General features: G+C 71.2%; 25 protein-coding genes. 22 read left to right on the plus strand and 3 right to left on the minus strand.

Annotated features, from left to right (window positions below):
* Positions 1–20 precede the first annotated feature (20 nt).
* Positions 21–1457, plus strand: a complete 1437-nt coding sequence (locus ACH4F6_RS37730; protein ID WP_397965036.1) for a D-glucuronyl C5-epimerase family protein — start codon at positions 21–23, stop codon at positions 1455–1457.
* Between the two features lie 91 nt (positions 1458–1548).
* On the plus strand, positions 1549–1956 hold the full coding sequence (locus ACH4F6_RS37735; RefSeq protein WP_397965038.1) for a hypothetical protein: 408 nt from the start codon (positions 1549–1551) through the stop codon (positions 1954–1956).
* Positions 1957–2015: 59 nt separating this feature from the next.
* Here ACH4F6_RS37735 and tgmA read toward each other — a convergent pair whose 3' ends face one another.
* From tgmA to ACH4F6_RS37750, 3 genes are all read right to left on the minus strand, one after another.
* A complete protein-coding gene (gene tgmA, locus ACH4F6_RS37740; protein WP_397965039.1) occupies positions 2016–2207 on the minus strand; it encodes a putative ATP-grasp-modified RiPP in 192 nt (63 codons plus the stop codon).
* Positions 2200–2349 carry a hypothetical protein gene (locus ACH4F6_RS37745; RefSeq protein WP_397965041.1) on the minus strand — a complete coding sequence of 50 codons (150 nt, stop codon included), beginning with the start codon at positions 2347–2349 and terminating at the stop codon, positions 2200–2202. Before ACH4F6_RS37745 ends, tgmA begins: the two co-directional genes overlap by 8 nt.
* 219 nt (positions 2350–2568) lie before the next feature.
* On the minus strand, positions 2569–2949 hold the full coding sequence (locus tag ACH4F6_RS37750) for a hypothetical protein (protein WP_397965042.1): 381 nt from the start codon (positions 2947–2949) through the stop codon (positions 2569–2571).
* 124 nt (positions 2950–3073) lie between these two features.
* Here ACH4F6_RS37750 and ACH4F6_RS37755 point away from each other — a divergent pair, with 124 nt between their 5' ends.
* From ACH4F6_RS37755 to ACH4F6_RS37850, 20 genes are all read left to right on the plus strand, one after another.
* Positions 3074–3790, plus strand: coding sequence for a helix-turn-helix domain-containing protein (locus ACH4F6_RS37755; RefSeq protein WP_397965044.1), 717 nt, complete (start codon positions 3074–3076; stop codon positions 3788–3790).
* A gap of 108 nt (positions 3791–3898) precedes the next feature.
* A complete protein-coding gene (locus ACH4F6_RS37760; protein ID WP_397965046.1) occupies positions 3899–4114 on the plus strand; it encodes a hypothetical protein in 216 nt (71 codons plus the stop codon).
* A gap of 254 nt (positions 4115–4368) precedes the next feature.
* A complete protein-coding gene (locus ACH4F6_RS37765) occupies positions 4369–6216 on the plus strand; it encodes a proline-rich domain-containing protein (protein ID WP_397965047.1) in 1848 nt (615 codons plus the stop codon).
* Positions 6200–6526 (plus strand): DUF6527 family protein, encoded by a 327-nt coding sequence (locus ACH4F6_RS37770; protein WP_397965049.1) that lies wholly within the window; start codon positions 6200–6202, stop codon positions 6524–6526. The genes ACH4F6_RS37765 and ACH4F6_RS37770 overlap by 17 nt, the downstream gene beginning before the upstream one ends.
* Positions 6523–9480 carry a hypothetical protein gene (locus ACH4F6_RS37775; RefSeq protein WP_397965051.1) on the plus strand — a complete coding sequence of 986 codons (2958 nt, stop codon included), beginning with the start codon at positions 6523–6525 and terminating at the stop codon, positions 9478–9480. The genes ACH4F6_RS37770 and ACH4F6_RS37775 overlap by 4 nt, the downstream gene beginning before the upstream one ends.
* A gap of 176 nt (positions 9481–9656) precedes the next feature.
* A complete protein-coding gene (locus ACH4F6_RS37780; protein ID WP_397965052.1) occupies positions 9657–11450 on the plus strand; it encodes a major capsid protein in 1794 nt (597 codons plus the stop codon).
* 34 nt (positions 11451–11484) lie between these two features.
* Complete coding sequence (locus tag ACH4F6_RS37785; RefSeq protein ID WP_397965054.1) at positions 11485–12375, plus strand: hypothetical protein; 891 nt, start codon at positions 11485–11487, stop codon at positions 12373–12375.
* A gap of 13 nt (positions 12376–12388) precedes the next feature.
* Entirely contained in the window at positions 12389–13084 is a 696-nt protein-coding gene (locus ACH4F6_RS37790; protein ID WP_397965055.1) for a hypothetical protein, read from the plus strand.
* Positions 13081–13374, plus strand: a complete 294-nt coding sequence (locus tag ACH4F6_RS37795; RefSeq protein WP_397965057.1) for a hypothetical protein — start codon at positions 13081–13083, stop codon at positions 13372–13374. Before ACH4F6_RS37790 ends, ACH4F6_RS37795 begins: the two co-directional genes overlap by 4 nt.
* A 3-nt stretch (positions 13375–13377) precedes the next feature.
* Positions 13378–13860 (plus strand): hypothetical protein, encoded by a 483-nt coding sequence (locus ACH4F6_RS37800; RefSeq protein WP_397965058.1) that lies wholly within the window; start codon positions 13378–13380, stop codon positions 13858–13860.
* Positions 13861–13873: 13 nt separating this feature from the next.
* A complete protein-coding gene (locus ACH4F6_RS37805) occupies positions 13874–14644 on the plus strand; it encodes a hypothetical protein (RefSeq protein ID WP_397965060.1) in 771 nt (256 codons plus the stop codon).
* The gene (locus tag ACH4F6_RS37810) at positions 14641–15141 is read left to right on the plus strand and encodes a hypothetical protein (RefSeq protein WP_397965061.1); all 501 of its coding nucleotides are present in this window, start codon (positions 14641–14643) and stop codon (positions 15139–15141) included. Before ACH4F6_RS37805 ends, ACH4F6_RS37810 begins: the two co-directional genes overlap by 4 nt.
* A gap of 1 nt (position 15142) precedes the next feature.
* Complete coding sequence (locus ACH4F6_RS37815; protein WP_397965062.1) at positions 15143–15502, plus strand: hypothetical protein; 360 nt, start codon at positions 15143–15145, stop codon at positions 15500–15502.
* A gap of 51 nt (positions 15503–15553) precedes the next feature.
* Entirely contained in the window at positions 15554–15985 is a 432-nt protein-coding gene (locus ACH4F6_RS37820; protein WP_397965064.1) for a hypothetical protein, read from the plus strand.
* A 17-nt stretch (positions 15986–16002) separates the two neighbouring features.
* Positions 16003–16209, plus strand: coding sequence for a hypothetical protein (locus ACH4F6_RS37825; protein WP_397965066.1), 207 nt, complete (start codon positions 16003–16005; stop codon positions 16207–16209).
* Entirely contained in the window at positions 16210–19503 is a 3294-nt protein-coding gene (locus tag ACH4F6_RS37830) for a transglycosylase SLT domain-containing protein (protein ID WP_397965067.1), read from the plus strand.
* A complete protein-coding gene (locus ACH4F6_RS37835) occupies positions 19503–21878 on the plus strand; it encodes a hypothetical protein (RefSeq protein WP_397965069.1) in 2376 nt (791 codons plus the stop codon). Before ACH4F6_RS37830 ends, ACH4F6_RS37835 begins: the two co-directional genes overlap by 1 nt.
* The gene (locus ACH4F6_RS37840) at positions 21875–22234 is read left to right on the plus strand and encodes a hypothetical protein (RefSeq protein WP_397965071.1); all 360 of its coding nucleotides are present in this window, start codon (positions 21875–21877) and stop codon (positions 22232–22234) included. Before ACH4F6_RS37835 ends, ACH4F6_RS37840 begins: the two co-directional genes overlap by 4 nt.
* A 234-nt stretch (positions 22235–22468) precedes the next feature.
* Positions 22469–22990, plus strand: coding sequence for a hypothetical protein (locus tag ACH4F6_RS37845; protein ID WP_397965072.1), 522 nt, complete (start codon positions 22469–22471; stop codon positions 22988–22990).
* 10 nt (positions 22991–23000) lie between these two features.
* The gene (locus ACH4F6_RS37850; RefSeq protein WP_397965074.1) at positions 23001–23330 is read left to right on the plus strand and encodes a hypothetical protein; all 330 of its coding nucleotides are present in this window, start codon (positions 23001–23003) and stop codon (positions 23328–23330) included.
* Positions 23331–23352: the final 22 nt, after the last annotated feature.

The following is a 23352-nucleotide window of genomic DNA, read 5'->3' on the forward strand; positions in this document are numbered from 1 at the left end:
TTGCGGCACACTCGCGCCCCATGACTGGACTGACGTTCAACCGGGCCGGCTACAGGATCGTCACCGACCTGCCCGAGGGGATGCGACCGTGGCGCGACCGGCCCACTGCGTGGGAGAACGTCTCGCCGTCCACCGGCACGTACCACCTGAACGCGGACGGGGTGTACCTGTACTACCCGACCGCGAGCAGCCCCGGCCTGGACCACCCGGTGGGCCAAGCCCAGTTCGGTCTCGGCTGCGTCACCAGCTACCGGGCGGAGGCCGACCCGGCGCGCCGCGCCGTGTTCCTCACCCGGGCCAAGGCGCAGGCGGAGCGGCTCATCGCGCGGCGCACCGAGGCGCGCGGAGCGTGGTGGTTTCCGTACGGGTTCGACTTCACGCACACCGTGCACAGCGGGGTGTCGTACACGGCGCCCTGGTACTCCGGGATGGCGCAGGGCGAGGTGATCTCCCTGTTCGTCCAGCTCGCAGGGCTGGACGAGGTGTGCGACGAGGACCGGGACCGGTACATGGCGGCGGCCGCCGGGGCCCTCGCCTCGCTTCAGGTCGCCGACGACGGTTACCCGTGGGCGGTCAACGTGGACGCGGACGGCTACGTGTGGATCCAGGAGTACCCGGGCGCCGATCCGGGGACCGGCGACTACACGTACAACGGCATGGTGTTCGCCATGTTCGGGCTGTGGGACTACGTCGCGGCCACGGGCGACGAGGACGCGGCGGCCCTGTACGACGGGTGCGCCACGACGCTCGCCCGGTACTTCCCCAGCCTGCGGAACGTCCGGTGGTACTCCCACTACTGCCAGACGCACCGCATCCCCGCGCCCACCTACCACCAGCACCACGTCCGCCTGTACCAGCAACTGCACTGGCAGACCGGGTCGGCGGACCTCGCCGACGCCACGGACCGGCTCATCGACGATGTCCCGGCCCAGGGTGTCGGCGGCACGGTGCAGTTCGCCGCCGGCTCACACACGCTGTACCGGCTGGACACGGCGGCCGACGGCTCGTGGGTGGAGGCCAAGGCCGACGCGGAGCTGGAGCGCAAGACGGTGACGTTCAGCCGTTCGACGCAGGCGCCGGCGTCGATGCGCCGCCGGATCCAGGGCCGGGGTGTGTACTACCGGATCAGCGCGGGGACGTACAGCGGCTGGTGGGTGGGCGAGTCGTGGACGACCGCGTATCTGCGCGGGCAGTACGTGCCGACGGTGTACCGGCCCGCGAGGACGGTCACCTTCCCCGGCGGCGGGACGACGGTGGACGTGTTCCAGGTGGAGGCGGACGGCACGGTGTCCGGCATCAAGACGGCGGTGTACTGGAGCCCCACGGACGCCCTGGTGAGCCGGCGGGCCGTCGTCAACGGCCGGGCGATGTACCTGATCACCGGCGGGTCGCTGGACGGCTACTGGGTGCCGGCCTCGGCGGTGACGGCCGACGCCTCCGGGCCTGCGGCCGGCTGAGCTGAGGGGGTTGCCCCGTCGGCGTACTGATGGTTTAATTAATTCATCGGGACGGAGTGCCGGACCGACAGACCAAGGAAAGCAGGAAGCCATGACCGCCAAGTTCACGATCAAGGGCATCACCGACGCGACCGACACCTGCGAGTGCTGCGGCACCCGCATCAAGCGGGCCGTGGCGCTCATGCCCCTGGACGTGGACGGCAACGAGTTCGGCGAGGTCACCTTCTACGGCACCACCTGCGCCGGCAAGGCGCTGGGCCGCAAGACGGCCTGGATCACCAACCAGGCCACCGCCGCGCAGCGCGAGCGGGAGGCCGAAGTCGAGAGGGCCCGGGAATGGCTGGCCGCGTACGGTCCGGTGGAGTTCGGGTCCACCAGCGAGAAGCGCCGGGTGTTCTGCACTGAGCGCGGCAACACGCTGCGCGAGGGTGAGTCGGTCAGCCGGGTCGTCGCCGGCCTGCTGGCCACGGCCCGGCTGACCCTCGCCGCCGCGTACTGATCCGCACGACGGAGCCCCGGGCCACACGGTCCGGGGCTCCGTCGTGTCCGGGTGCCGGGTCAGTCGTCGAAATGGGTCTTGGACCCGGCCGTGGACGTGGTCGTCCCGAGGGAGCGCAGCACGGCGTGGTCCTCGGCGGCCGGCGTGCCATCGGGCAGGACGTTGAGCTGGAGTTCCGGGTCGTACGTGTACGGCACGGACGGGTCGGGGGCCGCCGGCCGTGCGTGGCGGAGTGCGAACGGCTCAGTCATCGGTGTCCTCCCCGGTCGGCTGCTCGGGCTGCGGCGTGGGGCTGAGTTCTCTCAGGGCCAGGCGGAGACCTTCCGGCCCGTGGACGTACGGGCCGCCGGTACAGGTGCACCGGGTCCCCGTCGTCTGCTGGTCGTCTGCCATGCGACCAGCGTCCTCCAGCAGGCCGGGGTCGGGAAGGGCTCCCGGCACGATGCCCGGATCCCGGCGGTACCTCGTGTGCAGGCTGCGGTACATGCGGCCGATTGTCCCCGACCGGGCGCGCGGCCGGCGGGTGATCCGTGAAGACGTCACCCGCCCGGGGCAGGCGGCACGGCGAAGCCCCGGGGCCACCACACCCCGGGGCTTCGCCGTGCTGTGCGTTCAGACCAGCCAGTGCCGGCCGCCGGCCGGGCCGAACGCCTCGGTGTAGACGCGGTGCAGGTAGCCGCCCGGCTCCCACCGGGAGCCTTCCACGCTGTGGACGACGGCGTGCCCGGACCAGGTGACGACGTCGTCCAGCTCCGGGTACGCCGCCGCGAGCAGGCGCCCGGTCATCTCCACGACGGGCGGAGCCGCGAGGGTCTCCGCCTGATCCTCGCCGGCCGTCTCGCGCACGGCGGCCCGGATGGCGAGCACCCGCACGGCGTCCTCCGCGCAGCCGGCGACGTCGGGCATCTCCTCGTCGGCGTCCCATGCCTTGCGGATGTCGGCGGCGAGGCGGGCAGTCGTCTCGACGTCGGGCAGGGTGAGCGTGGCGTGCATGGCGGTCCTCCCGGGCGACGGTTCGCTTACAGGTACACCCTGCCCCGGGGACCGGGGTGCCGACGGCGCCCTGACAGGGCGTCATTCCGGTGTCATTTCCCGTCCGTTCGGGTACACCAAGGGCATGGCCACTACACAGAACCTGGCCCTGCGCGCGGTGCGCGAGGGCCTGCTGCTGAGTCAAGAGGAGTTCGCCCGCGCGCTTCAGCGGGCCGGGGCGCGCACCGCGTCCAAGAGGCTGGTGCAGCGCTGGGAGCACGGGGACATCGCCTGCCCGCAGGCGGCCCACCGGCGGGCCCTGGAGCAGGTCACCCGCCGGTCCGCCGAGGAGCTGGGGTTCCGCGTCTCCGGGACGGACGAGGACGCCGGCGCCGACGTCCGCCCGGCCGGCGAGCCGGCCGCCGCACCGCTGCACAGCCTGTCGGGCGTGTGGCTGTCCCGCTACGAGTACCCGTCGTCCGGCCGGGGCGGGACGTTCACCGGACTGCACTACGTGGTGCTGCTCCAGCACGGCGCCCGGCTGACCGTGCAGTCCCTGCCCGGGGCGTCGTACAACCCGAACTCGCCGCTGTCCATGGACCTCACCGTGGACGGGGTGACGGTCACCGGGACGTGGACGGAGCAGACCGCCAAGGACGGGTACTACAAGGGGGCCCGGTACCACGGCGCCATTCAGATGCTCGTGGACCCGACCGGCCGGCGCCTGGAGGGCATGTGGGTGGGCTTCGGCAAGGACTTCAGCATGAACACCGGCCCGTGGTCGTTGTCGTTCCGCACGGCGAACCGGTCCCGGCAGTCCCTCGCCCAGTACCACCGGCCGCCGGCGGCCGACGAGCGCTGACCACGAACCGGCTGCGATCCGGGGGTTGCACACTCAGCCCTTCGATGGTTTAATTAATTCATCGGGACGGAACGCCGGGCCGACAGACCAAGGAAGAAGGAACCGACCATGAACGCCAGCCACCTCGCAGACGCCCAGGACATCCTCGCCGAGGTCGCCCGTGGCGAGCACGGCGTCTCCGCCGACCTTCGGTGGGCCGCCGGCCGGGTGGCGAGCCGTCCCACGGCCGGCGAGTTCCTGCGCGACGCCCTGGACAACGGTGAACTGAAGGGCGAGCTCCGACAGGCCGTCCGCACGCTGATCAAGGCCGGCGTGATCGCCTGACCGTTCCGCCCCAGCGAGCCCCGGGACTTCCCCTCCCGGGGCTTATCTGTGCGAGTAGGTGATACGCGCCAAACCGCGTATGGTGCGCCCCGTTCCCCGACATCCTCGGGTCGCGGGTGCACAGGGGTGCGGGAGCCCCGCCGGCTGTGGTGGACGGCGGGGCTCCCGTGCGTTCCTCCCCGTTCGCCGTGAAAACGGCTATTCGGGTGATCGCGGCTACCATGCCCCACGATCCGATCCGGGGAGGTTGGCCGATGCCGTGGTACGACGTGTTCCGAGGCCGCACGGTCCACGCACCCGTCCCGCTGCCCGCCGCCGAGCCGGACGCCCTGACGGCCGCCGCCGCCGAACCGCGCGGCCCCGAGACCAAGTTCCTGCGGCGCACCGAGAAGTGGCAGGAAGAGGTCTGGCGGTTCCACGAGACGCTGGGAGAGTTCAACTACGGCATCTGGTGGCTGTCCAACATGCTCTCCCGGGTGCGCCTGCGCGCGGCCCGGCTCCAGCCGGACACGGACGAACCGGAGATCGTCACGTCCGGGACGGCGGCCGAGCTGATGATGCGTCTCGGCGGCGGCGTCGCCGGTCAGGCGCAGATCATGCGGCGCCTGACCGCCCAGCTCTCCCTCCCCGGCGAGGGCTACCTGGTCGGGGAGACGGTGGGCAAGGTCGAGCGCTGGCAGGTGCGGTCCGTGGACGAGATCCGCGTGCAGAGCCAGCAGTACCAGGTGATCGACGAGGAGTCCGTCACCACCGGCCAGGACTGGCGCAACCTCGCCCCGGACCACCACGTCGTGCGCGTGTGGCGCCCTCACGACCGCTTCTACCACCTCGCCGACTCGCCGGCCCGCAGCGCGCTGGAGACCCTGCGGGAACTGGAACTGGTCAACCGGAAGATCACGTCCGAGTACCTGTCCCGTCTGGCCTCCGCCGGCGTACTGCTGATCCCGGACGAGCTGTCCTTCCCCGTGCGCGAAGAGTTCTCCGAGGATCCCAATCCGCTGATGTCCGAGTGGATCGAGATTGCGGCGACGGCCATCCAGAACCCGGGCACCGCGTCCGCCGTGGTGCCCATCCCCCTGGTCGGCCCGGCGGACGCGCTCGACAAGGTCAAGCACGTCGACTTCACACTGAAGATCGACGAGAAGATCATCGAGAAGCGTGACAGTGCGATCAAGCGGCTGGCCACCAAGCTGGACATGCCGGCTGAGGTGCTGCTGGGCATGGGCGACGTCAACCACTGGAGCGCCTGGCAGCTCGAGGAAGGGTCGCTGAAGACCCACATCGCCCCCACCGCCGAACTGATCTGCGACGCCCTCACGCGCGGCTACCTCCAGCCCCGGCTGGAAGCGTCCGGCGAGGACCCGGCCGCGTGGGTCGTCTGGTACGACATGAGCGAACTGGCCTTGCGCCCCGACCGGTCGGGCAACGCCACCCAGGCGTACGACCGTATGGAGATATCCGGCGCGGCACTGCGCCGGGAACTCGGCTTCAGCGAGGACGACAAGCCGGAGGACGAGGAGCTGCGCGAGCAGGCGCTGAAGGTCATCATCCACACCCTGCCGTCCGGCGCCGCGTCCGCCCTCTCCCAGCTCCTCGGGGAGGAGGTGCCGCAGATCGTCCCCGTCTCCCCGCAGGACCCCGGCACGGCGGAGGCGGTGCAGAAGGGCGACACCCCGCCGCCCGAACCCTCGAGCGGCCAAGGCTCCGCGCCGGGAAGCGGCGGCGAGCCGGCCGCGCCGGCGCCCGGCGGCGAGCAGGGCCCGCCGGGCACCCGGGACAACCCGCCGCCCGAGGCGGCCCGCGCGCAGTTGCTGGTGCAGCAGGCACGCACACAGCACATGCTCCGCGTCGGCGCGGCCGGCCGGTGGGACCTGCTCCACCCGGGCCTGTGCGGGGACCACGAATACTCCTGCCCGTTCACGCACGCGGTCGCCACGGCGGCGCCGTCGGTGCGGCCCGGGAGCAGCGGGACGTACCTGTGCCACCTGGACGCCTTCGGGCGCCTCGTGCTGGACGGCCGCAATCCGTACGCGGACACCACCGCGATGATCTCCACGTCCCTGCGGCCGAGGGAGGTGAACGGCCATGCCCCCGCACACTGACCGGATAGACCTCGGCGACGGACACACCGCCGAGTGGGAGGGCTGGTACCCGGACCGCGAACTGAACCCGCAGCTTGCCGGAATCCCGGACGTGGACAGGTGGGGCCTGGTCATCTTCCACAAGAACCCCGCCGGACAGGACTGCGCGGGATTCGTCACGCTGGACGGCGAGGTGCAGCGCCGGGTGGAACCCAACCGGGCCAACCGCTGGACGGTGGAGAGTTGGGACCCGCTCACGCTCTCCCCGTCGGTGCTGTGCTCGTGCGGGGATCACGGTTTCATCCGGGAGGGGCGGTGGGTGCGGGCATGACAACATCGCGCACGCACCGCTGCGGCATGGTCGGCCGCTCGGGCCTGACGGCCGCCGCCGACGGCTCGCACACCCAGGGCTGCATGATCGCCCTCATGCCGACGCCCGAGGACGCGGAGCGCCTCGCCATCCCCGGCGGCGAGCCGGCGGAGGAACTGCACTGCACGCTGTTCTACCTGGGGAAGACGGACGCACACGACGACGACGCGCGCACCGCGCTGGTGGAAGAAGTGCGGAGGCTCGTGCGCGAACTGCCCCCGGTCACCTCCAATGTCTTCGGCGCCGCCCACTGGAACGGGAACAGCGATGAGCCGTCCTGGGTGTGGTCCGTGGGGGACATGCCCGACGGGGTGTCCCTGGCCGCCGCCCACGAGATGGCCGAGGAAGCCGTGTGGGCCACGGCCCTGGACGTCCCCGCACAGCACACCCCCTGGGTGGCGCACATCTGCGCGGCGTACAGCAGCGACCCGGCGCTGCTCCCCGGGCTCGAGGACCAGTTGGGCCCGGTGACGTTCGACCGCGTCCGGGTGTCCTTCGGCGACGAGGACCACGACATACCGCTGACCGGGGACCCGGTGACGGCCGCCGCCGGGCCGCTGCGCCGGGAGCCGACCGAGCTGGAGCTGTCCTCGCGCGCCGACTTCGCCTCCGTGCACACGGAGTGGGAGGCCGCGACGGCCGGGGCCCTCCGGGCCTTGAAGTCGACGACGGCCGCGTGGCGCCTCGACCTGCGCGAGCAGATCACCCGGGACCTGGCGGACGGGAGCATCGACGGCCTGCTGGAGCTGACCCTGGATCGGCAGGCTGCGACGCCCGTCCTGCTGGGCCTCATGGAGGAGTACGCCGTCAAGGCCGGCCGGGCCTGCCAGCGCGAAGCCGAGGCTCAGGGCGTGCGGGTGCCGAACTGGGCCCTGCCCGACGGCGACGAGGACGCGGTGGTGGCGGCCCTCGCGGGCCGGAAGCTGCTGGCCTCCGTAGCTGAGTTCACCAGCGACCTCATGTCCGGTGCGCTGCTGACGGCCGCCAAGCGCAAGCTGTCCGGCCTGCTGCGCTCCAGCCGGCCGTCGGAGCAGATCGCCGCCGAGGTGGACCGGGAGCTGTCCACTGTCGACGTGGGCGCGGCGGCCGGCGCCGCCATGACGGCCGCTCAGAACGCCGGCCGGCACGCCGTGCTGGACGCCGCTCCCCCGGCGTCCAGCTATGTGGCCTCCGAGATCCTGGACAGTCGTACGTGCGGGCCGTGCAAGACCATCGACGGCCGCACCTTCGCCACCCTGGACGACGCCGTGGCCCAGTACCCGGTGATGGGTTACCGGGACTGCACCGGTGCCCGCTACGGCAACGCCTGCCGTGGCTTCATCGTCGCCGTCTGGCAGCAGGTCCGGGACCCGGCGACCACGGCGAGTGCCGCAACAGAACCGGCCGCACTGGACGCGGCGGAAGGAGAGCAGGTCATGACGACCGAAGCAGCGACCGAAGCGACCGAGACCCTGAAGAAGGGCGACCCCAGCCCCGGCACTCCGAAGGACAAGCGGCTGAAGGAGAACCAGGCGGCGGCCGAGGAGCCGCAGTGCCCTCCGGGGATGGAGCCGGGCCCCGACGGTGAGTGCGTCAAGGTGAAGGAGCAGGCGGCCGGGGTCGCCGAGGCCCTGGCGCACGGCGCGGCGGCCGACGCCGAAGAGGTGGGCGGCCGGCCGCTGTCCGAGATGGGTCAGGGGGACACCGCGCCGTGGCGCGGCCCGCTGACCGTGGAGGGCATCGAGACCGGCGACGGCCGCGAATTCAAGCCCGAGGCCCTGACGTGGGCCGACCTCCCGCTGCCGCTGCGCTGGAACAAGGAAGACTCCCACGGCGGCGAGCCGCACACCGTGGCGGTCAACGTGGGCCGCATCGACAAGGTGTGGCGCGAGGACGGCGGCCTCATCATGGGCGAGGGCGTCCTGGACCTGTCCACCGAGGACGGCCGCACCGTCCACGGGAAGATCCGGGGGCAGTTCCTGCGCGGCGTGTCCGTGGACGTCGACTCCATCAAGGACGCCGACATGGAGCTGGTCTGGCCGGCCGACCCGGACTCCGACGGCGAGGGTCCCGACCCGTTCGACATGCTTTTCGCCTCGCCGGAGAAGGTCGTGTTCAACCGGGGCCGCATCCGCGCGGCCACGCTGGTGGACATCCCCGCCTTCGCGGAGGCGTACATCGCCCTGCTGGACGAGGACGGCGCGGTCGTCGCCGGCGGCGAGCCGATCGGCGCTGTGCGCGAGACCCGCGTGCCCCGGGCCCGCGTGGCCTCGGTGGAGGCCCCGGTGCGCCCGCCGGCCGGCTGGTTCGCCAATCCCGGCCTGTCCGTGCCGACCGGCATCACCGTCACGCCAGAAGGGCGCGTGTACGGCCACGCGGCCCTGTGGGGCACCTGCCACATCGGGCAGGCCGGGGTGTGCGTGACGCCGCCGCAGGAGGAGTCGCACCCGTACTTCATGACCGGCAACGTGTGGACCGAGGACGGCGGCTCCGTCCAGGTCGGGCAGATCACCGTGGGCACCGGGCACGCGCCGCTGTCCTACGGCTACCGGGCTGCTTCCGACCACTACGACAACACCGGTGCCGCCGTGGCGGACGTCGCGGTCGGCAACGACGGGCACGGCATCTGGGTGGCCGGGGCCATCCGGCCCGGCACCGAGGAGTCGCGCATCCGTGAGCTGCGCGCGGCCGGCCAGGTGTCCGGTGACTGGCGGCGCATCGGCGGCTCGCTGCGCCTCGTCGGCCTGCTCGCCGTGAACGTCCCCGGCTTCCCGGTGCCGAAGCTGAAGACCCACCTGACCAGCGGTCAGCAGCTCGCCCTCGTCGCGGCCGGTATCCCGCAGCTCCACGACGGCCTGTCCGAGGCCGAGCTGGACCAGTGGGCCTACCGCCGTGTCCTTCAGTCCCTGTCCCGCAAGGTGCACCGAGAGGAGTGATCAGCATGTGCGGCTGCAACAAGCCTGCCCCGCCTCCGCCGCCCCCGCCGGAGCCCATCGGCGGCTGACCAGGCGCAACGGCCGAATCGTCAGGGTCTCTGTGACTTTTGGCGATTCGGCCGATTGTATGTACCGTGCGCGCCGACTTGATCGCGGCCGTATCCCCGGAGGTTGACGTGCCGGAACCCGAACTGTTCACCGCGCCCGACGACCTCTCCCTCGTGGGTGAGGCCGACCTGCGGGAGCTGGAGTCGACGGCGGTCACTGAGTTCGACCGCATCGCCGGACTCAGTGACCTGACCCACGCGGACGTCGCGTACTCCCAGCGCCTCGCCGCAGACCTGGACCGCATCCGCGCCGAGCTGCGCGTGCGCGCGGTCCGCGCGGAAGAGATGGCCACCACCGAGCAGCAGGAGCGCCTGCGTCAGATGGCGCTGCTCCGCCAGACAGTCCACGGATCGGAAGGCGAGGGCGGCGAGAGCGCCGACGGTGAGGGCTCGGTCCCGGCCGTCACCGCCGGCGGCCGTGTCGACATGGCCGCGCTGACCGAGGCGACCGCGCGAGGCGTGGCCTCCATCCTGCTCGGTGAACAGGGCGGCAGCGAAGCGGTGCGCCGCCGGGTCGCCTCCCTCAGCCAGGTGCGCGAGCGCGCCCCGCAGGCCCGCGTCCCCGCCGCCACCATGGCCGTGACCGCGTCGGTGGACATCCCCGGCGTCGCGGCCGGGCAGACCATGCCCACCCTGGAGGCCCTGGGCGAGGCGTTCCGCGCCAAGGCGAAGGCGATCCCGACCACGCAGTACGGCGACCGGGGCGCCCCGCGTCACCTCGTCGCCTCCGTGCGTAACCAGTTCGACCACACCGTGGACGACCGCACCTCCGCGTCCACCATCGAGGAGCTGTGGCACTCGATGACGCAGGAGGGCGGCAAGGCGGAGGCCCTGCTGGCCGGCGGTGGCTGGTGCGCGCCGAGCGAGACCAGCTACGACTTCTTCAACATCGCCGACACCCCGGTGGGTCTCGTCGACCTGCCGACCGTCGGCATCTCCCGGGGCGGCATCCGCTTCCCCGTGAGCCCGTCCATCGGCGACGTGTTCTTCACCAACGCGGGCTCCAACCCCGCGTCCGGCTTCGGCGGCTTCGGCGTCACCTTCTCCAACGCCTCCGACCCGTGGCTGTGGACCGAGGCCGACGACATCGCCACCGTCACCGGCTCGGTGAACAAGCCGACGCTGCGTGTGCCCTGCCCCACCTTCTCCGAGGAGCGGCTGGAGGCGTACGGCATCAGCCTCACGGCGGGCAACCTGACCGACGACGCGTATCCGGAGGCGACGCAGAACTTCATCCGGCTGCTGCGTGCCGCGTACGCGCACGTCATCAACGCGCGGATCATCTCGCTGATGGTCGCGCGATCCACCTCCGCCATCACCCTCGGCGGCAACGTCCCGGCTACGCAGACGATCCTCAACGCGGTCGAACTGGCGGCCATCGACTACCGCGCGAAGTACGCCATGCGCGAGGACGCGGTGCTCGAGGTCGTCCTGCCGCGCTGGGCCCTCGCCGTCATCCGGGCCGACCTCGCCTGGCGGACCAACGTGGAGCGCGAGTCGGTGTCGGACGCGCAGATCACCGCGTGGTTCACCGACCGCTCGGTGCGCCCGCAGTTCGTCTCCGACTGGCAGGTGCGAGGCACGGGCCAGTTCGGCCGCACGTCCGCCAACATGACGGCCTGGCCAACCAGCGTCGACATGATGATGTACGCGGCCGGCACGTTCCTGCACGGCAATGGCCTCCAGCTCGACCTCGGCGTCATCCGCGACAGCGTGCTGAACGCCGAGAACGACTTCACCGCCCTGTGGGCGGAGGAGGCGCACCTGGTCGCCAAGGTCGGTCACGAGTCGCGGCTGTACCGCGTGAGCTACCAGGTCAACGGCGCGGGCAGCGCCGGCCTGACCGCAGCCGCGCAGCTCTGAGCCCGGACCGCAGTGACATCGGAGGGAGCGTGACGTGGCGGGTATCCGGGGCATAGTCGACGGGCCGGACTTCGTCGCGCTCCCCAACGTCTTGTGGGACGCGGCGCAGCACCCGTCCCCGGGCGGCCCTCACTGGCAGCAGGGAGTCACCTGGACGGACTGGTGCGGCGGCGCGGGCACGACGTACGCGGACGAGTGCATCGCCGTCACGGGCACCGGCGGCGCCCCGCCCGCTCCGCCGGCGTGGGAGACCACCGCATCCGGCGTGGACCGGGGCGCGACCGCCTTCACGGTGTACGCGGCGTTCGATTGCAGCCTGATCGGACTGCCGGACACGGACCAGGCGGCCGAAGCCCTCGCGCGCTCCGAGGCGTTCCAGGTCTCGAGGGCGTTCTGGACCGGGACGGCCGGCGGGCAGGCGACGGTGTGGCCGCACCTGGCCGCCGACGCCGTGCTGGACGACCCGCAGGGCATCCGCCTCCAGACGGCCGCCGACGAGGTACTGGCGGCCGCCGACGACCCGGCCGTAGTCGTCGGCGCCCTGGACGCGGCGCTGGCGGAGCAGTACGGCGGGCAGGGCGTGGTGCACGTCCCCGTCGCCGCGCTGGCCACGCTCAAGTCCCGGGCGCTGGTGCGCAAGGACGACGACACCGGGCTGCTGCTCACCCCGGGCGGGCACCGGATCGTGGCGGCGGCCGGCTACACCGGCTCCGGGCCGGACGGTGCGGCGCCTGCGGCGGGAACCGTGTGGCTGTACGCCACCGGCGCCCTGTTCGGCTACCGGGGCGACGTCGTGGTGCGGGACTTCCCCGCCTCGTTCGACCGGGCGAAGAACACCGTCCGCAAGCAGGCGTCCCGCACGTACCTGTTCGGCTGGGAGTGCGCTCACCTGGCCGCCCCCATGACTCTCGGCGTACCCACGTAAGGGGTGTAATCAGATGGCAGCAACCGTGGCGTCCGCCGCTACCGCGATCAAGGGGACGCACTACCGCATCGTCAAGCTGGATGCCTGCGGCAACCCCGTCACCGGCACCGGCTCGCTGGTCGTCGTCTCCAAGGGCTTCGTACAGGTCACCATGGAGCCGCAGTACGAGGACGGCGAGGAATTCTTCGAGCGCACGGCCGACGGCACGCCGTGCGTGAACCAGAAGGACGACCCGGTCCTCAAGCGCATGCAGCTCCAGATCCAGCTCTGTGAGATCAACACGTCCGGGCTGTCCTACCTGGCCTCCGCTCGGGAGCTGACCGTCAACGGCGCCGGCGTCACCGGCACCGGCTTCGCCATCGCCGAGGGCTCGCCGACGAACAGGTACAGCCTGGAGGTGTGGCAGCGCGTCGCCGGGTCCGGCGCGTGCGACCCGTCCGGACTTCAGCGCTACATCTACAACGCCTGGCCCAACGTCGGAGCCTCCAAGGTGGGCACGTACACCATCGAGAACGGCCGCTCCACGCTCCAGGTGACGAGTGAGACGCAGGCCGCGTCCATGACGCCGACCACCGGGTGGGGCGACGGGCCGGGATCCGTCTCGTGGCTGCCGTCCGGCGAGAGCGTGCACACCGGCGAGCACTGGCTGTGGAACATCACCACGACCGCGCCGCCGACGCCGCAGGTCAACCCGCTGACCCTGTCGTGATCCTGACGGGAGAGCAGCGCTGGGTCTGCCCCAACTGTCCGGCGACGGCCCGGACGGTCGGGGCGGACAACCGCTTCCACCCCTGCCCCGGGCTCGCCGGACTGCTCGCCCCGATGGTGCTGGACGGGGTGCGTTGCGAGATCCGGGCCGTGGTGCGCGAGGACTACGTGTCCGGCGAGGACGTCCGGCTGGACGGCGAGGGGCGGCCGGTCATGGCGGTGGTGACGACGCGGGACGACGGACAGGACTGCACGGTGTACGCCCCGACCGCGCTCCTGCGGAGGTGCTGAGACGTGGCGTGGACGGACAGCAGGGTCTTCCGCGAGTGGGTGCGCGGCCCGATGATGCAGGCGTCCGGGACCGGGTACACCGGCCTGGACTCCGACACGGTGAAGGCGGCCCTGTTCGACAGCACGGTCACCCCGGACCGCGACGCCGACGTCTCCGCCACCGGGTACGGCACCGGCACGTGGACGGCCGCGCGTGAGGTGTCCGGGGGCGCCAACTGGCCGGTGGGCGGACGGGCTCTGACCGGCAAGACGTTCACGGTGCCCGATCCGGGCGTGGCCGTGTTCGACGCGGCAGACCTCTCCGCCGCCGGCGCCGTCTCCCTGTCGGGCGTGCACGGCTGCCTCGTCTACGACGACTCCATCACCGGCGGCACCGTCGCCGACCAGGGCGTGGCCTACCTGTACTTCGGCGGCGCCCAGTCCGTGACCGCCGGAACCTTTTCGATCATCTGGAACAGCGGCGGCATCGTGCGATTCAGCGCGTAAGGAGGGGGCGGCCATGGCCGACGAGCCCTGCGAGGACTGGCCCGTCCACTGGACGTGTGAGGTGTCCTCTTACGCGCCCGAGCTGACCGGGTACGCCGTCGGGGCGGCCACACGCATCCTGTGGGCCCTGTCCGGCCGGCGCTTCGGCCTGTGCACCGCAACGCTGCGGCCGTGCGCCGAGGACTGCGGCGACCACTCCGCCTGGCCCCTGTGGGACTGGCGCGCGGGCTACACGATGCCTTCGTGGGACTTCTACCGCCTGCCCTACTGCGCCGGCGGCTGCCTGGGCGGCTGCGCCTGCACGCACATCCCCTCCCTGCGCCTGCCGGACACGGTGCACAGCATCGTGGAGGTGAAGCTGGACGGCACGCCCATGGCGACCGGCACGTACCGCCTCGAGCGCCGGCTGCTGACACGCGTGGACGGCCGGGCCTGGCCGCGCTGCAACACCCTCGCCCTGCCCGATACGGAGCCGGGCACGTGGTCGGTGTCGGCCCGCTTCGGCGAGGACGTGCCCGACTCCGGGCGCCTGGCCATGGGCGAGATGGTCTGCGAGATCCTCAAGGCGGGCTCCGGCGTGGACTGCCGTCTGCCCCCGGGCGTGACCCAGCTCGTCCGCCAGGGCGTGACGATCCAGTACCCGGACGTCGGTCAGTTGCTCAAGGACGGCCGCACCGGCCTGTACCTGGTGGACCTCTTCCTGGCCTCCGAGAACCCCGACGGCCTGTCCCGCCGGGGCCGCGTCTACGACGTCGACCGCATCCTGGGGAGGCGCTGGCCGTGATCACCGGACCGGCCCGCTGGTACACCGTCGGCCGCCATCTCGTGGACGCGGTGCGCGACGGCCTGACGTCCACGCCGGGCCGGGCCGGCATGGTCCCGGGGGACATCGCGTGGGACTCCTGCGACTGCGGCGGCATGCTCGCCGTCACCCTCGCCCGCGCCTACCTGTCCGAGGTGTTCCCCGAGGAAGCCGAGACGGTCAACGGGGCGTGCACGGCCCCGTACGAGGTGGGCCAGTACACCGTGGCCGTGGTGCGCTGCGCCCCGCAGCCCGAGGGCGCGGAGATGGCCCCGAGGGCGGACGAGCTGGACACGGCGGCCGGCCTGCTGCTCCAGGACACCGCCGAGATGCTGGATGCCGTGTCGGCCGCGCTGTGCCGTCTCCAGGGGGACGACGAGGTACTGGATTACCTGGTGTCCCCGGCGGAGCCGGTCGGCCCCGAAGGCGGCTGTGTCGGCGTGACCCTGACCGTGCGCGTCTCGCTGGTGCGGGGCTGACGTGCCGGCCGCGAAGATTGAGGTCCGGATCAACCCGGCCGCCCCGGCGCAGATCGACCGGGCCGCGCTGGAGCTGCTGATCAAACGGGCCCGGCGGGTGCAGCGCAACGCGCGCCGGATGGCCCCTGGCAAGATGGGCCGAAAGATCAACGCCGTGGTGGTCGGCAAGCACGTGCGCGTGGAGTCCAGCCACCCGGCGACCATGTACGTCATCAAGGGCACCCGGCCGCACCAGATCCGTCCGCGCACCCGGCAGGTACTCAAGTTCACCACCAAGCGCGGCACGGTGTTCGCCCGCGTGGTCAACCACCCGGGCACCAAGCCGAACGACTTCCTCACGAAGGCGCTGAGGATGGGCTAGCCGCACAGCTCCGGAACGATCATGGTGTGCGCTGCCCTTATCGTGCGCGCCATGTCCGAGATCAGGGATTTCTCCAAGAAGCGGAAGGACATCACCTTCCGCGTCGATGACGACATCTTCCACGCCGCGCGGGGTGTCCCGGCGGAAGTCCTGCTCGACTTCGCCAGCGAGTTCGCCGGCATGGAGACCAGCGCGACAGTGGACCAGCAGCTCGGCGCCTTCCGCTCGATGCTCGAGGTCGTCCTGCTGCCCGAGTCGCTGAAGCGGTTCCAGGAGCGCATGCGCGACCGGGCGAACCCCATCGAGATCGATCAGGTGGAGGACATCGTCACCTGGCTGATGGAGCAGTACGGCCTGCGCCCTACCGAACTGCCCTCGTCCTCGCCCAGTGGGCTACCCGTCCAGGTACCTGGCACTACCTCGACGGTCAGTACGCAGGGCGCGGTGTCGATCTCCGCAGCCTCCCCCTCGATCGCTTCCTGAACCTCGTCTACTACGAGATGTGCCAGCGGGTGGAGCCGGGGGAGAACGAGCCGGCAGAGGCCGCGTACCAGCGCCTCGACGCCGACCTGGAAGTCCGCCTGTGGCGGACGCCGGGGCAGGCCGCGCCCGAGCCGGTGGAGGTGGAAGAGGGTGCGCCGTGGTGGTGGCACGGCGACGAGGACGCGAGCCAGTCGTTCCTGGCCGCGCAGGGAGTGGTGCTGTAGATGGCCGGGATCCTGATAGCCACCGGCTTCGTCCGGATCGACGCCGACACGTCCCCGGCCATGAAGGCCATCAAGGGTCTGGGGGCCATCGGGGCGTCGGCGCTGTCCACCACGATCCTTCCGGTGACGGCCGCCGTGGCGGCGGGTGTCGGCGCCATGACGGCGACCCTGGCATCCGCCGGAGCGGCGGGCGGCGCCTTCGCGGCGGCCGTCGTCCCGCAGTTCCAGAAGATCACCGAGGCCGGCGAGAAACTCAACTCCGCCGAGGAGGCACAGGAGAAGGCGGCCATCGCCAAGGCGCACGCGCAGAAGCTCGCCAAGGCGATGGGCGTCGAGTACGGCCAGCAGATCGAGATCACCTCCGACATGACGGAGGACGCGAAGACCAAGGCGCAGGAGTACAACCGGGCGCTGAGCCAGGTCACCACCGCCAACGAGACGGCGCGCAAGTCCCAGGCCATCTACAACGAGAAGATGGCCGCGATGACGCCGGCCACCCGGCAGACGGCCAAATCGTTCGAGGGCCTGAAGGACGACATCGACAAGTGGTCCGACTCCCTGTCGGGCACCACGATGCCCCTGTTCACGGCCGGTATCGAGAAGCTGCGTGCCCTGCTGCCCCGGCTCACCCCGTTCGTGCGCATCGCCGCGCGGGAGATCAAGCAGTTCACGTCCTCGTTCGGCGAGGGCCAGGCAGGCAAGGTGTTCGACGCGTTCGGTCGGAACCTCCAGGCCAACGCCGGCTCCGCGCTGGGCAACCTGCTGACGTCCATCCGGAACATCACGGTGGGTGTCGTCGGCATGATCAACGCGTTCATGCCGGTGCAGTCCGACATGTCCGGCGGCCTGGTCGAGCTGACGCAGCGGTTCGCCGACTTCGGCGCCGGGCTCAGCGAGTCCGAGGGGTTCGCCACGTTCATGGAGCGGGCGACCGGCGCGGTGCCCGCCATGCGGGACATCGGCGCGGCCATCGCCGACATCGTCTCCGCCGCCGGGCCGCTGAGCGGCATCGGCCTGCGGGTCCTCCAGGTCTTCGCACAGCTCATCGCGGCCACCCCCGAGCCGGTGCTGAAGGCCATCATCCCGGCCATCCTCGCCGTGAACCTGGGGCTCAAGGTGTACGCCGTCTACCAGGCTGCCGCTGCGGCGGCCACGTGGCTTTTCTCGACTGCGGTCACGACGTCCACCGGGGTCACTTACGCCAACCGCATCGCGCTGGTCTCTTCGTACGTCGTGATGGGGATCTTCAAGGCGGCGATGATCGCCAGTGCCATCGCTACGGGCCTCTACACCGCAGCCACCACCGTGGCCACCGCCGTGACAACCGCCCTGGGTGTCGCCATAGCCTTCGTCACCTCGCCTATCGGCCTGGTCATCGTCGCCGTCGGCCTGCTGGTGGCGGCCATCGTCGTCCTCTGGAAAAAGAACGAGACGTTCCGGTCCATCGTCACGGCGACCTGGAACGGGATCAAGGACGCCGCGCTGGCTGTCGGCCGCTGGTTCGCCGGGCCCTTTGTCGACTTTTTCAGGGCGGCCTGGGACCTCGTCTACACGTGGTACATCCGCCCCATCATCTGGTACTGGACGGAGGCCGTACCCAACGCGGCCAAGTTCTTGTGGAGCCTGGTCGTCCGGTACTTCAACCTCATGCTGTCCGGGGTGCAGGCGGCGTGGGGGTTGTACCAGCGGCTGATCATCCGGCCGTTCCTGTGGTTCTACACCGAGGCCATACCCGGCGCGGCGAGGTACCTGTGGAACCAGGTGGTGCGCTTCTTCAACCTGCTGGGCTCCGGCGTCTCCGCCGCGTACGGCCTGATCCGCGCCCGCGTGTTCACACCACTGGGCAACTTCTTCACCGTCACCATCCCCGGCTGGGCGTCCTCGCTGCGCACCCGCGTGGTGGCCGCCTGGAACGGTCTGCTGGCCGGGCTGTCCGGCATCTACACCGGCGTCCGCAACCGCGTCTTCTCACCCATCGGCACGTTCTTCACCAAGACCATCCCCGGGTGGGCGCTCACCCTGCGTGACAAGGTGAAGGGCTACTTCGCGCAGATGCGTGACGGGATCGGCACCATCTGGTCCGGGATCCAGTCCAAGACGAAAACCCCCGTGAACTGGGTGCTTCAGAACATATGGAACAAGGGTCTGGTCAGCATCTGGGGCAAGATCGCCGGGTGGATCGGTCTGGACAACAAGCTGAAGACGGTCAAGCTGCTGGAGTCCGGCGGTACCGTCGGTAACGGGCCCATCGGCGTCTTCAACCGGCCGACCGCCATCGTCGGCGAGGGGAACCCCTCGTACCCGGAGTTCGTGATCCCCACCGACCCCAAGTACGCCACGAGGGCGCGCGGTCTGTGGCAGGCGGCCGGCGCGCACTTCATGGAGGACGGCGGCATCCTCGGCACCATCAAGGGCGCCATCGGCAGCGCGGCGGGCAAGGTGACCGACCTCGGCAAGGCCGCGATGGGCTTCCTGGAGGACCCGGCCGGACAGGCGAAGAAACTCCTCATGGCGCCGCTGGCGAACATCGCCCGGTCCATCGGGTCGAGCCAGTGGGCGCGCATGGTGGCCCGGTTCCCACGCATGGCCGTGGACGGTCTGCTCAAGGCCGTCAAGTCGGTGGGCTCGGACCTGCTCGGCGCCGTCGGCCTCGGCTCCTCGGGCGACCCGGGCGGCGGCTCCGGGGTGGAGCGCTGGCGGGGCGTCGTGCAGACGGTGCTGAAGATGGTCGGGCAGCCGGCCGCGCTGACCAACACCACGCTGCGCCGCATGAATCAGGAGTCCGGCGGCAACCCCAAGGCCGTCAACCTCTGGGACATCAACGCCAAGAACGGCACGCCGTCGGTCGGCCTCATGCAGGTGATCCGGCCGACCTTCCAGGCGTACGCGGGCAAGTACCGCAACACCGGGCCGTTCATGTACGGGGTGTCCATCGCCCCCGTCCCCAACATCTACAGCTCGATGAAGTACGCCCTGTCCACGTACGGCAGCCTCGCCCGCGCCTACAACCGTCCCGGCGGCTACCGCAACGGCACGGCCGGCACGGCCGGCGGACTGCACCTGTTCGGCGAGGCCGGGCCGGAACTCGGCTTCTCCCCGTCCGGCTGGCGGGTGCTGAACGCGCGGCAGACGGCCCCGCTCCTCGGAGGCGCCGGGACGACCGTGGTGCACCTGACGGTGGAGAACCACGGGGTGATCGGCTCCCGACAGGAGACCGAGGACTGGCTGACGGAGACCCTGGACCAGCTCCGCCGCAAGAACCGGCTGCCCCGGTCGCTGGGAGGGACCGCGTAATGGCCATCGCGTTCCGGTCCGCCGGCGCCCGGACGAAGGCGGACGTCACCCTCTCCGGCTCCCCGGTGTCCGTCGCCCTGCCCGCCGGGCACGTCAGCGGCGACGTGCTGCTGCTGTTCGTCCTCACCGACGCCAACACGAATGTGACGTTCGAGCCGGCCGGCTGGACCCGCCTGTTCTACATCACCGCCGGGTCGTCGGTCTCCACGCCGTACACCGCCCGGCCCCGGCTGAAGGTCTTCTACCGCGTCGACACCGGCTCGCTGGGCTCCTCGGTGAACCTGGAGTTCAGCACCGCGTCCTGGCCCGCCGGTGACCCGTACGTCCTCGCGTTCACCGCCGCCTACTCCGGGGCCGACACGACGGGGCCCGTGGAGACGTGGGCCTGGCGCACGGACGCCGGATCCACCGCCGCGCAGGCCCACCCGCAGCTCACCACGACGACGGCCGGCGACTGGCTGGTGACGTACCGGGCCGTCTCGGCGGACAGCCCTTCGCCCACGTTCACCTCGTCCGTGGGCACGGACGCGGAGCGGGTCGACGACTCCGACGGCTTCGGCGAGCTGGCCGCCGCGCTGTACGACTCGAGCGCGGCCTTGGCCGCCGGGGCGCAGACCGTGCGCACCACCACGGCCAGCCGTGCGGCCCTGTACGGCTCGCTGATGGTGAGCATCGCTCTGAAGCCCTCTGCGGCGGCCGGAGCGGCCACACCGTCCCCGTCGGACGCCTCTGTCGTCGCCGTGGCCCCGAGCCCCACCGTGGCCGCGCAGAACGGTCCGTGGGACCTGTGCGGCGAGGGCCTGCCGCACTACAGCGTGGCCGTGGACTGGGAGGGCGACGGCACGTTCACCGGGACGGGGGACGACGTCACCGGCGATATCACCGGGGACATGACGGTGACCTACGGCCGGGACCAGGCCCGCCAGCTTTCCCCGGCGGCCATCGGCAGCGCCGCCTTCTCCGTCGTCAACGCGAACCGCGACTACTCCCCGGAGAACACCACCTCACCCCTATACGGGGACCTCGGGCCGGCGCGCAGGGCGCGGGCGGTGGTCGAGTGGGGCGGGAGGACGTACCCGCTGTTCTGGGGCCGCATCGATGACTTCACCGTCAAGGCGGACCGCTCCGACCGCTCGGCCGACTTCACGCTGCTGGACGAGACCAGCCTGCTCCAGGGCGCGAAGGTCACGGCCGGTGTGCAGCAGTCCATGCGTACCGGCGCGCTGGTCCACCTCGTACTGGACCTCGCCGGGTGGACGGGGCCGAGGGACATCGACCCGGGCGCCACCGTCGTGCGCTACTGGTGGGCCGACAACACCGAGGCGTTGGCGGCCATCAAGGATCTGGTGCTGAGCGAGGGGCCGCCGGCGGTCGCCTACCAGGCACCCGACGGCACGTTCGTCTTCCGGGACCGCCACCACCGGCTGCTGCGCGCGAGGTCGCTGGAGTCGCAGGGCACGTTCTCCGCCGGGGCGCTGGACTGCGCGGCCCCGGCCGTCACCGGCGGGTACAGCTACACACCGCCGTTCACCTACGCGCACGGCTGGCGGGACGTCATCAACGTCGCCACGTTCGACGTGGAGGAGCGGGTGCTGTCCGCAGTCCTCGAGACGGTGTGGTCCAGCCAGGACACCTACAACCTGTCCATCGGCGAGTCACTGCCCCTCACGGTGAGCGGGTCGGATCCGTTCCTGAACGCGATCACCCCGGTGGCGGGCACCGACTACCAGGTGACCGGGCCGGGCACGGTGCGGGTCACGCTCAGCCGGACGTCCGGGGCCAGCACGACGATCACCCTGGCGGCCGTCGGTGGCTCCGTCACGGTCTCCGCGCTCCAGCTCCGGGCGCGGCCCCTGGTGGTGGAGCGCACGGTGCACGTGAGCCGCAGGGACGCGGCCTCGGCGGCCGTCCACGGGGAGCGCAACTATCCCGAGTCCGCGCCGTGGGCCGGCGCGTCGGACGCGGCTGCCATCGCGGCCATGGTGCTGCTCCAGTACGCGCAGCGGCGCCCCACGGTGGACCTGAGGGTGGTCACACAGGATCCGGCCCACTTCCTCCAGGTGCTCCAGCGCACGGTGTCCGACCGCATCCGCATCCGCAACGACGAGACCGGCCTGGACGACGACTTCTACGTGGAGCGGATCTCGCACACGGTCCGCCGGCGCAACGCCCCCGGCCGGCCGCCCGTGCACGCGGTCGTCCTCGGCTGCGAGAAGGACCTGACGGAGGCGGCCAACCCGTTCAGGTTCGACGTGCGCGGGGCGGGGTTCGACCAAGGCACGTGGGACCCGGTGGTGGCCGACAACGTGGACTCGGTGTTCGTGTTCGACGACCCCGTGCGCGGCCGGTTCGACGCCGGCGCGTTCGGCACATGAGGGAGGCAGCCGTGGAGACCGTGGTGGCGAGGGCGTACGTCTACAGCGGGGAGTGGGTGGCGGACTGCCCGGCGCCGCACTGCGCCAACGTGGAGCACGTGTGCCGCCCATCGAGGGCGCGCGGTCCGAGGGACATCCCGGTGGACGTCTACGTGTGCTCGCACTGCGGGACGCAGGCGCCGGTGGCGTGGCCGGATGACCGCTTCGGGATCCTCGCCGTCCTCTCCCGGCGGCCCGTTCCGGGCACGCGCAACTGGTACCCGGCGGACCACCCGGTGGCCCTCCGGTTCGGCATCCCCCACGGGCAGAGCGTGCGGGAACTGGAGGACGAGAACGAGGAGCACGGGGTGCGGTGACCGGGCGGGCCCGGCCCGGGAAAGACGCCTCGAGTTGTTAGGCAGAATAAGGGTTAAGCCCGAAAATCCGCAGGTGAGTGAAGCGCGCACGGTCCTGTACCGCCTGTACCGTGTGCGTCGGTTAACGAGAATTCTCCTACGTATAGAGGTTAACGGGAGCACACGGTACAGGCGGTACAGGAATCCGTGGGGTCCCGTTGGAGGGTGGTTGTAACCATGGCGTGGTCCGCACCCATGACCGCTGTCGCGGGGTCCGTTTTCACCGCAGCCCAGTTCAATCAGTACGTACGGGACAATCTGAACGAATGCCCCGCCGCCAAGGCGACGACCCAGGGATCGATCTTCGTCACCTCGGACACCAACCGCGTGGCCGAACGCATCCCGGCCGTCGGCATCCTCAACACGTCCGGCACGACCACCAGCACCGCCTACGCGGACCTCGCCTCCACCGGGCCGTCCGTCAGCGTCACCACCGGCGTGAGCGCCATCGTGCTGCTGACCGCGAACCTGAGCAACAACACCGTCGGCCAGAACGCGTACGCCTCCTACGAGGTGAGCGGGGCGACCTCCGCCACCGCCACCGACGACCGGAGCGTGTTCCTGACCGCCGCGTCGGCGGGCCAGACCCTGCGCGCGACCCAGGCGTACTTCGAGACCGGTCTGACCCCGGGCACCAACACCTTCAACTGCAAGTACCGGGTGACCGGCGGCACGGGGACGTTCACCAACCGCCGCATATCCGTCATCCCGTTCTGACGGGCCGGACATGGACGGCCTCGCCACCTTCCTCACTCCCACTCTCGGCGCCGGCGGCGTCGTGCTGCTGGTCGTGCTCATGGTCCTGCGCGGCGCCCTGGTGCCCCGCTCCACCGTGGACCTGGTCGTCGCGGACAAGGACCGGCAGATCGACGTCTGGCGCTCCCTCGCCGAGGGCCGTCAGGAAATGATCAGCCTTCAGCAGACGCAGCTCGACCTGCTGATGGGCACCGCGCAGACCACCGAGCGTGTGCTGGACGCCGTCTCCGAGGCGGCCCGCATGGCCCGGGAAGGGGGTGGCGGACGTGCGCTGGCGCAGACACCGGAAGACCGCCCCTGAGGACGAACAGGCGGCCCAGGAC

The organism is Streptomyces sp. NPDC017936, from assembly GCF_044328485.1.
Classification (GTDB): Bacteria; Actinomycetota; Actinomycetes; order Streptomycetales; family Streptomycetaceae; genus Streptomyces.